General features: G+C 65.3%; 7 protein-coding genes. All 7 read left to right on the forward strand.

All coding sequences use genetic code 11. The features are described 5' to 3' along the window. Positions 1-294 precede the first annotated feature (294 nt). The 7 genes from G3A50_RS22325 (at position 295) to ureC (ending at position 8,480) form a co-directional block, all read left to right on the forward strand. Positions 295-1,164 (forward strand): nitrilase family protein, encoded by an 870-nt coding sequence (locus G3A50_RS22325; protein ID WP_126280794.1) that lies wholly within the window; start codon positions 295-297, stop codon positions 1,162-1,164. 72 nt (positions 1,165-1,236) lie between these two features. Beyond that, positions 1,237-2,373: a substrate-binding protein gene (locus G3A50_RS22330; protein ID WP_425483498.1), complete on the forward strand. Its 1,137-nt coding sequence runs from the start codon at positions 1,237-1,239 to the stop codon at positions 2,371-2,373. Positions 2,374-2,707: 334 nt separating this feature from the next. Next, on the forward strand, positions 2,708-3,544 hold the full coding sequence (locus G3A50_RS22335; protein WP_163078381.1) for a branched-chain amino acid ABC transporter permease: 837 nt from the start codon (positions 2,708-2,710) through the stop codon (positions 3,542-3,544). Continuing rightward, positions 3,537-5,366: an ABC transporter permease subunit gene (locus G3A50_RS22340; protein WP_163078383.1), complete on the forward strand. Its 1,830-nt coding sequence runs from the start codon at positions 3,537-3,539 to the stop codon at positions 5,364-5,366. The genes G3A50_RS22335 and G3A50_RS22340 overlap by 8 nt, the downstream gene beginning before the upstream one ends. After that, positions 5,363-6,061 carry an ABC transporter ATP-binding protein gene (locus G3A50_RS22345; protein ID WP_163078386.1) on the forward strand — a complete coding sequence of 233 codons (699 nt, stop codon included), beginning with the start codon at positions 5,363-5,365 and terminating at the stop codon, positions 6,059-6,061. The genes G3A50_RS22340 and G3A50_RS22345 overlap by 4 nt, the downstream gene beginning before the upstream one ends. Positions 6,062-6,070: 9 nt before the next feature. Continuing rightward, the gene (locus G3A50_RS22350; RefSeq protein ID WP_163078403.1) at positions 6,071-6,763 is read left to right on the forward strand and encodes an urease subunit beta; all 693 of its coding nucleotides are present in this window, start codon (positions 6,071-6,073) and stop codon (positions 6,761-6,763) included. A gap of 1 nt (position 6,764) precedes the next feature. Then, on the forward strand, positions 6,765-8,480 hold the full coding sequence (gene ureC / locus G3A50_RS22355; RefSeq protein WP_163078406.1) for an urease subunit alpha: 1,716 nt from the start codon (positions 6,765-6,767) through the stop codon (positions 8,478-8,480). Positions 8,481-8,482: the final 2 nt, after the last annotated feature.

Below are 8,482 nucleotides of genomic sequence, written 5' to 3' on the forward strand. Positions count from 1 at the left end.
ACATCCGCAGAAGCGTGGGCGACCCTCCGGCTTAGAGCTTCGATCACGCGATCGTCTTCTACTGCATGCGACGTGACCAAAAACACTACAGCCGCATAAACTTTTTGCATTAATATGCTTATAATTCGATCAGCAGTGAAATTGACGACACGCTCGTCCTAAACAATGATGCGCCATCAGCAGTATTGCTGAGAAAATCCTGAAAAATTTGGCCGCTCAGCGCAGGTGTGAACCTGTGTGTAGGGCTTTTCCACCGAGGCGTTGCTTGCGCCACGATCGCAGAGGTGTGCCTCCATGCCGGTTTCCAGCCTTGTCCGCGTCGCCTGCATCCAGATGGAGCCGCGCTTCGGCGACACCAACGCCAATGTCGCTCATTCGCTTGATCTCATCGCTCGGGCGGCCGATGACGGCGCCACGCTGGTCGTGCTGCCGGAGCTGGCCAATACCGGCTACGTGTTCGACACCCGCGAGGAAGCCTTCGCCCTGGCCGAGACCATCCCGGACGGACCGACCTGCCTCGCCTGGGCTAAGATCGCCAAGGAGCGCGGCCTGCATATCGTCGCCGGCATCACCGAGCGCGAGGGCACCGCGCTCTACAACAGCGCGGTGGTGATCGGGCCTGAAGGCCATATCGGCACCTATCGCAAGATGCATCTGTGGGGCAACGAGAACCTGTTCTTCGAGCCCGGCAATAACGGCTTCCCGGTGTTCCAGACCCCGCTGGGGCGCATCGGCGTCGCCATCTGCTATGATGGCTGGTTCCCCGAGACCTATCGCCTGCAGGCGCTGCAGGGCGCGGACATTGTCTGCGTGCCGACCAACTGGGTGCCGATCCCCGGCCAGGCCGAGGGGCGCGAGGCAATGGCCAACATCCTCGCCATGGGCGCCGCCCATTCCAACTCGCTCTACATCGCCTGCGCCGACCGCATCGGCACCGAGCGCGGCCAGCCCTTCGAGGGGCAGAGCCTCATCATCAGCTACACCGGCTGGCCCGCCGCCGGCCCGGCGAGCCGCGACGGCGAGGAGATCGTCTCCGCCGAGATCGACCTCGGCGCCGCCCGCCGCGCCCGCAACTGGAACGACTTCAACCAGGTGCTGCGCGACCGGCGCACCGATATTTATGCCGAGATGCTCGGTTCCGACATTTCCCGGGGCTGGTACTGAGCCCCGCCCTCCACCGCTGAACAACAATCCATAACCTTCCGGAGAAAGCCTATGTCCCGTAGTTCCCTGCTGATGGCCGGCGTGTTTGCCGCCGGCCTGCTCACCGGGCCGGCGCTCGCCGCCGACGACACCATCACCATCGGCATCCCCGTCGGCCTGTCCGGCGCCAATTCGGTGGTCGCGCCCTCCGTCGTACAGGCTTCGGAGTTGGCGGTCGAGGAGATCAACGCCAAGGGTGGCATCCTGGGCAAGAAGGTGGTGCTCGAAGTCGCCGATGACGCCTCCGGTGCGGCCGGCGCGCAGAAGGCTTATGACTCACTGATCTTTCAGAAAAAGGTAGATGCGATCGTTGCAATGGAGACCTCGGCCGCCCGCAATGCCGGCCTGCCAATCGTCAACCGCGGCAAAATCCCCTATATTTACACATCGTTTTACGAAGGGCGCTCCTGCAATCCCTACATGTATATCAATGCGTGGGTGCCTGAGCAGCAGGTTGCCCCGATTGTAGATTTCTTCAACAAGGAAGGTGCCAACACCTATTTCCTGATCGGCTCGGACTACGCTTTCGGGCGCGGCATGCTGGCCTTCACCAAGGAATATATCGAGAAGGCCGGCGGAAAGGTGGTTGGCGACGAGTACGCCCCAATGGACGCCACCGACTGGACCGCCATCCTCGCCAAGGTGAAGGCCGCCAATCCCGACGCCATCATCACCTCCACCGCCGGCGGCGCGCCGAATGTGACGCTGACCAAGCAGCTGCGCGCGGCGGGCATCAAGGCGCTCTATGGCAACCTCGCCGTGGATGAGGGCACCGCCAAGTCCATGGGCCCCGATGCCGAGGGCATCTACATCGCCGGCTCCTACTTCACCAATATCGACACCCCGGCCAACAAGGCCTTCCTCGCCGCGATGGAGAAGAAGTTCGGGGCGGAGCTGAGGACGCCGAATGAACTCTCGGTGCCGCAGTATGAAGCGGTCTACGCCTACAAGGCGGCGGTAGAAAAGGCCGGCACAACCGAGGCCGCCAAGGTGATCCCGGCGCTGGCCGAGGTCGCGGTGGAAGGCCCGCGCGGCACCATCGTCATGAACAAGCAGCGCCACGCGCCCCTCACCATGTATCTCGGCCAGGTGAAGGGCGACGGTTCGGTCTCCATCATGTCGACCTTCGAGAATGTCGATCCCGGCGAACAGTGCCCGAAGCTGAAGTGAGGGTGCGCCCCTTCGCCTGAAGGATCCCGAAGCGACGCGTCACTCCTGCCCCGGTGGAGAGTGACGCGCCCCTCCGGGTGAGAGGCGGCGGCTTGCGTGCCCGCCCGCCGCCGCCCCTCATCCCGTTTACGCCGCCTATGGCCCCGAACCTTGCCGCTCGTCACGACGTCATTCTGAAGTGCGAGCGAAGCGAGCCTCGAAGGATGCTCACGCAGGATGCCACGCTCCCCCGATGTCCCTCGAGGCACGGCGGTGCCGGGCGCCTCAGGATGACGTGGCTTTTTCGACCCGGCCCTTTCCGACCCAACGTGCCTCCAACCTCAAGGACCCTCGCATGATCGGCCAGATGCTGGACATCGTGACCACCGCCGCCATCCTCTATGCGGTCGCGACCGGGCTGCTGCTCGTGTTCGGCGTCATGAAGATCATCAATTTCGCCCATGGGGGGCTGATGACGCTGGGCGGCTATGCCGCGCTGCTCACGACGCAGGCCGGGCTGAACCCCTGGCTGGCCATTCCCGCCGCCGCGCTGTTCGGCGGCGTGGTCGGCATGGCGATCGAACGCTTCGTCGTCCGCCCGCTGTATAACCGCCCGCTCGACGCCATCCTCGCCACCTGGGGCCTGTCGATCATCATCGGCCAGCTCATCACCATCGCCTTCGGGCGCGGCGTGCAGTTCGCGCAATCGCCGCTGAACGGCACGCTGGACCTGTGGGGCGAGAGCTATTCCGCCTACCGCCTCGCTCTGGTCGGCATCGCCGCCGTGCTCGGCGTTGGCCTCACCGCGCTGCTTCAGGGCACGCGGCTGGGGCTGGAGACGCGCGCGGTGATCATGAACGAGGATCTGGCGCGCGGGCTCGGCATCAATAGCGGGCTGGTGCGCTTCCTCACCTTCACCCTCGGCTCGGCGCTGGCCGGCGTGGCGGGCGCGCTCATCACCCCGCTGTCGAGCGTCGATCCGGGCATGGGCGTGCCCTGGCTGGTCAACGCCTTCATGCTGGTGCTGGTGTCAGGCGCCTCGCTGGTCAGCCTGCTGTTCGCCTGCCTGGTGCTGGGCGGGGCGCAGGTGCTGGTCGCCACCCATTTCAGCTCGGTTCTCGGAGGCCTCACCATCGCCGTGCTCGCCGCCATCATCCTGCGCATCCGGCCTCAGGGGTTCGCCCGTGACTGAAGCGCGCCGCCTTTCCCTCATCCTCGCCGTTTCCGTGCTGGCGCTGGCGGCGATCTTCGCCGGCCCTTATGTGCTCGACACCTATTCGGTGAACGTGCTCACCCGCTCGCTGCTCTATGCGGCCGTGGCGCTCACCGTGGATCTGCTCTGGGGCTTTCTGGGCATCCTCACCTTCGGCCAGTCGGTGTTCTTCGCCTGCGGCGCCTATGCGGCCGGCCTCGTCTTCACCCATATGGACTTCTCCACCTCCAACGCCTTCCTGGCGCTGGGGCTGGGCGTCGGCGGCGCGCTGCTGGTCGCCGCCATCGTCGGCTGGCTCGCCTTCTGGCACGGCGCCTCGGCGCTCTATGCCTCGGTCATCACGCTGGTCTTGCCGATCGTGGCGACGCAACTGCTCTACTCGGGGGGCACCTTCACCGGCTCGTCGAGCGGCCTCTCCGGCTTCATGAGCTTCGACCTGTCGATGGAAGCCTGGTTCTGGCTCTCCGGCAGCTTCCTCGTGGGGGTAACGACGCTCGCCTATATCTTCGTCAAGAGCGATGCCGGCCGCCTGCTGGTCGCCGTGCGCGAGAACGAGCAGCGCTGCAAATATCTCGGCCTCGACACCTCGCGGCTGAAGATCCTGGTCTATCTCGCCTGCGCCGCCATCGCCGCGATCGCCGGCTATATCTATGCCGGCTATGCCATGGTGGTGGCGCCGGAACTCGCCGGCTTCGTCTTCGGCACCGAGCTGGTGATCTGGACCGCGCTCGGCGGGCGCGGCACGCTGCTCGGCCCGGTGTTCGGGGCGCTGATCGTCGATTATGAGAGCGCCCAGCTCGCCGGCGATTATCCCTTTGTCTGGCAGCTCATCATCGGCACGCTGTTCGTGCTTGTCATCGTCGCCTTCCCGCGCGGCCTGCTGCCTGTGGTGTTCGATGTGCCGCGCAAGCTGCTCAGCCTCCTCCGCCCGCGCCCCACGACGCCGGCGACATCGGTGACGCTCTCAACCCTCGACCCCGCCGACACCCAGGGCGTCGAGCCGGGCGAGGGGGCGGCGCTCATGGTGGCCGGCGTGGTCAAGCGCTTCGGCAGCCTCACCGTGCTGGAGGGCATCGATTTCGAGGCGAGAGCCGGCGAACTCGTCAGCCTTGTCGGCCCCAATGGTGCCGGCAAGACCACGCTGATGCGCTGCATCGCCGATGGCGCTGAGCGCACGTCCGGCAGCATTCACGTCAATGGCTATGACATCGGCCGCAAGCCGCCGGAGGCCTGCGTCGCGCTCGGCGTCGGCCGCAAGTTCCAGATGGCCAATGTGTTCGAGACGCTCACCGTCGCGCAATGCCTGCAGATCGCCCGCGTCCGCCATGACCGTCCCTCGCTCTGGCGCCGCGCGCAGGACCTGCAGCTGCCGCAAGCGGCGATGCATGTGCTGGCCACCACCGGGCTGGACAAGCAGCTGTCCACCCCGGCGCATCTGCTCTCGCACGGCATGAAACAGGCGCTGGAACTCTCCATGGTGCTGGCGCTGGAGCCGCGCGTGCTGCTGCTGGACGAACCGACCGCCGGCCTCACCAAGACCGAGCGCATGCAGATCGGCGCCATTCTGATCGACCTCGCGAAAAAGCAGGGCCTGTGCGTGCTGCTGGTCGAGCATGATCTCGACTTCGTGCGCGAGATTTCCTCGCGCGTCATCGTGCTGCACCAGGGTCGCATCGTGCTGGATGGCTCGGTGGAGGAAGTGGTGGCCTCCGAGCTGGTCAAGCAGGTCTATGCCGGCTCCGGCCATGCCGGCATCGATCACGAGACGGCCCCCTCCCCGAGCCAGGAGATGCCGGCATGAACGCCCTCTCGGTCGACAACCTCTCCAGCGGCTATGCCGGCGCGGTGGTGCTGCGCGAGGTCAGCCTCTCCCTCGCGCCGGGCGAAATCCTCGCCGTGCTCGGCAAGAACGGCATGGGCAAGTCCACCCTGCTGAAAGCAGTAATGGGTTTCCTGCCGAAGATGACCGGCACGGTGGCCATATCCGGCAGCGAGGCGACGCGCCTCTCCCCGCACCGCGTCGCCCGCCTCGGCGTTGGCTATGTGGCGCAGGAAAAGGCGCTGTTCCAGGACATGAGCGTGGAGGAAAACCTCCGCCTCGCCGTGCGGCGGCCCGACTTCGAGGCGGCGCTCGCCGAGGTGGAGGCCTCCTTCCCCTTCCTGCTGCAACGCCTCAAGCAGCGCGCCGGCACGCTCTCGGGCGGCGAACAGAAAATGCTGCTGATGGCCCGCTCGCTGGCCACGGGAGCGAAGCTGCTGCTGGTGGACGAGATCACCGAGGGGCTCCAGCCCTCGGTGATCGACCGCCTGGCCGGCGTCATCCGCAGCGCCCGCGACCGCCACGGCACCACCATGCTCTTGGTCGAGCAGCATCTGCCCTTCGCCCTAGCGGTGGCCGATCGCTGGGCGGTGCTGGATCGCGGCGAGATCGCCGAGATGGGCGCCGCCTCCGAGCCCGACGCCCGGGCTCGGGTGCTGAAGCATTTGAGCGTGTGAGGACCCGTCATGTATCTGACAGCAAGAGAACAGGAGCGGCTGCTTGTTTTCCTCGCCGCCCAGCTGGCGCAGCGTCGGCGCGACAGCGGCCTGCCCCTGAACATGCCGGAAGCGCGGGCACTCATAGCCGATGCAGTGTTCGAAGGCGCCCGAAACGGGAGATCGGTGTCGGAACTCATGTCGCTTGGCAGGTCGATCCTGTCGGAATCGGACGTAATGGAGGGGGTCAGGGAACTCGTCGACACTCTGATGGTCGAACCCTTCTTGCCCGACGGACAGAAGCTCGTCTGCGTACATGATCCCATTACGGCCGACGGCATGGGCAAGGTGGATGCCTTCACCAATCGGTGGCGCCTCGCCGCCGATGCCATCGAGATCAACCTCGGCAGGGCGAGCTTTTCAACCCTTGTGAGGAGCCTCGCCGACCGGCCGATCCAGGTAGGATCGCATTTCCATTTCTTCGAGGTCAATCAGGCGCTCGAATTCGATCGCCGCCGTGCCTTCGGCTTCCGGCTGGACATTCCCGCTGGAACCACCATCCGCTTCGAACCAGGCGACGAGAAGACCGTCGACCTCGTGACCATTGGCGGCCGTCGAGAGGTCCACGGACTCAATAGGCTGACCGAAGGCTCGCTCGACGATCCGGCTATTCGCGAGCGCGCTTTCGAACGCGCGGCGGCGCGCGGCTATCGGGGAATATAGGATGGCTCAGTCGTTGACCCGACGCCATTACCTGGAGCTCTACGGACCGACGACCGGCGATCGCGTCCGGCTCGGGGACACCGAGCTGTGGGCGGAAGTCGAGACGGACCTGACCCATTACGGCGACGAACTTGTCTTCGGCGCCGGCAAGACCATGCGGGCGGGCAGCGGATGTGACGGGGCGCTGTGCGCCTCCGAAGGTGTGCTCGACCTCGTCATCACCAATGCGCTGATCATCGATCCCGTGGTCGGGATCATCAAGGCAGATATCGGGATCAAGGACGGCCGGATCGCCGGGATCGGCAAGGCAGGTGATCCGCGGATCATGAACGGCGTCTCTGCTGAACTGATCGTCGGTGTGAACACCGACGTTCGGGCGGCCGAAGGGCTTATCGTGACGGCCGGCGGAATCGACTGCCACGTCCACTTCATCGATCCCGGCCAGTGTCAGGAGGCGCTCTCCGCCGGAGTGACGACCCTGATGGGCGGAGGGCTGGGGCCTACCACGGTCCCCATCGCCTCCACCGGAACAGTCAATCTCGGCCTGATGCTTCAGGCCTCCGAAGCCTTTCCACTGAACTTCGGATTCTTCGGCAAGGCGGCCTCCGATGTTGCTGCGCCGCTCGTCGAACAGCTTGCCGCAGGTGCGGCAGGTCTCAAGATCCACGAGGATTGGGGCGCGACGACTGCGGCTATCGACAGCGCGCTCGATGCGGCCGACCAAGGCGCGGTGCAGATCCAGCTCCACACGGACACGCTCAACGAGTTCGGCTTTCTGGAGCAGAGCCTCGAAGCCATCGGCGGGCGCACCGTCCACGCCTATCACGTCGAGGGAGCGGGCGGCGGCCACGCGCCGGACATCATACGGGTCTGCTCGCACCCGAATGTTCTTCCCTCGTCGACCAATCCAACCAATCCGTTCACGGTCAATACGTTCGAAGAGCACTTCGACATGGCCATGACGAGCCACCACCTCAATCCGAGGGTGGTGGAGGATGTGGCATTCGCGGAATCGCGGATCCGCAAGGAGACCATCGGCGCGGAGGATGTCCTGCACGATATCGGCGCCATCAGCGCGCTCGGCTCGGATTCGCAGGGCATGGGCCGCATCGGCGAGACCATCGCCCGAACCTGGCAGCTCGCCTCAATCATGCAGCAGACGCGCGGAGCTTTGCCCGTGGACGCAGGCAGCGGCAACGACAACGGGCGGATCAAGCGCTACATCGCCAAATACACCATCAATCCGGCCAAGATTTTTGGCATCGATCACGAGGTCGGGTCAATCGAGCGGGGCAAGCTGGCCGATCTTGTCTTCTGGAAGCCCGCACTGTTCGGCGTCAAGCCGGAGCTGGTGCTCAAATCCGGCTTTCCTGCATGGGCGGTGACGGGAGAGGCGAACGCCTCGCTGCTGGTCTGCGAACCGCTCCTCTATCGGCCGCAATGGGGTGCGTTCGGCCGGGCCGCGCGAAGCCTTTCGATACGGTTTCTCAGTCCACTGGCCTTGGAGGCCGGCCTGCCGCAGCGGCTTGGACTGGAGTCGCGTTGTGTCGCAACCCGCTCCACGCGCGGTCTGACCAAATACGACATGGTCCACAATGACTCGCTCCCGGAGATAACTGTGGATGCTGACACCTACCGTGTCTCCATCGACGGTGAGACCTGTGTGTCCAGTCCTGCCAGGACCGTGCCCCTCGGCTCCCTATACATGTTGAAGTAACC

Origin of the sequence: Ancylobacter pratisalsi (assembly GCF_010669125.1) — a bacterium.
Lineage (GTDB): Bacteria > Pseudomonadota > Alphaproteobacteria > Rhizobiales > Xanthobacteraceae > Ancylobacter > Ancylobacter pratisalsi.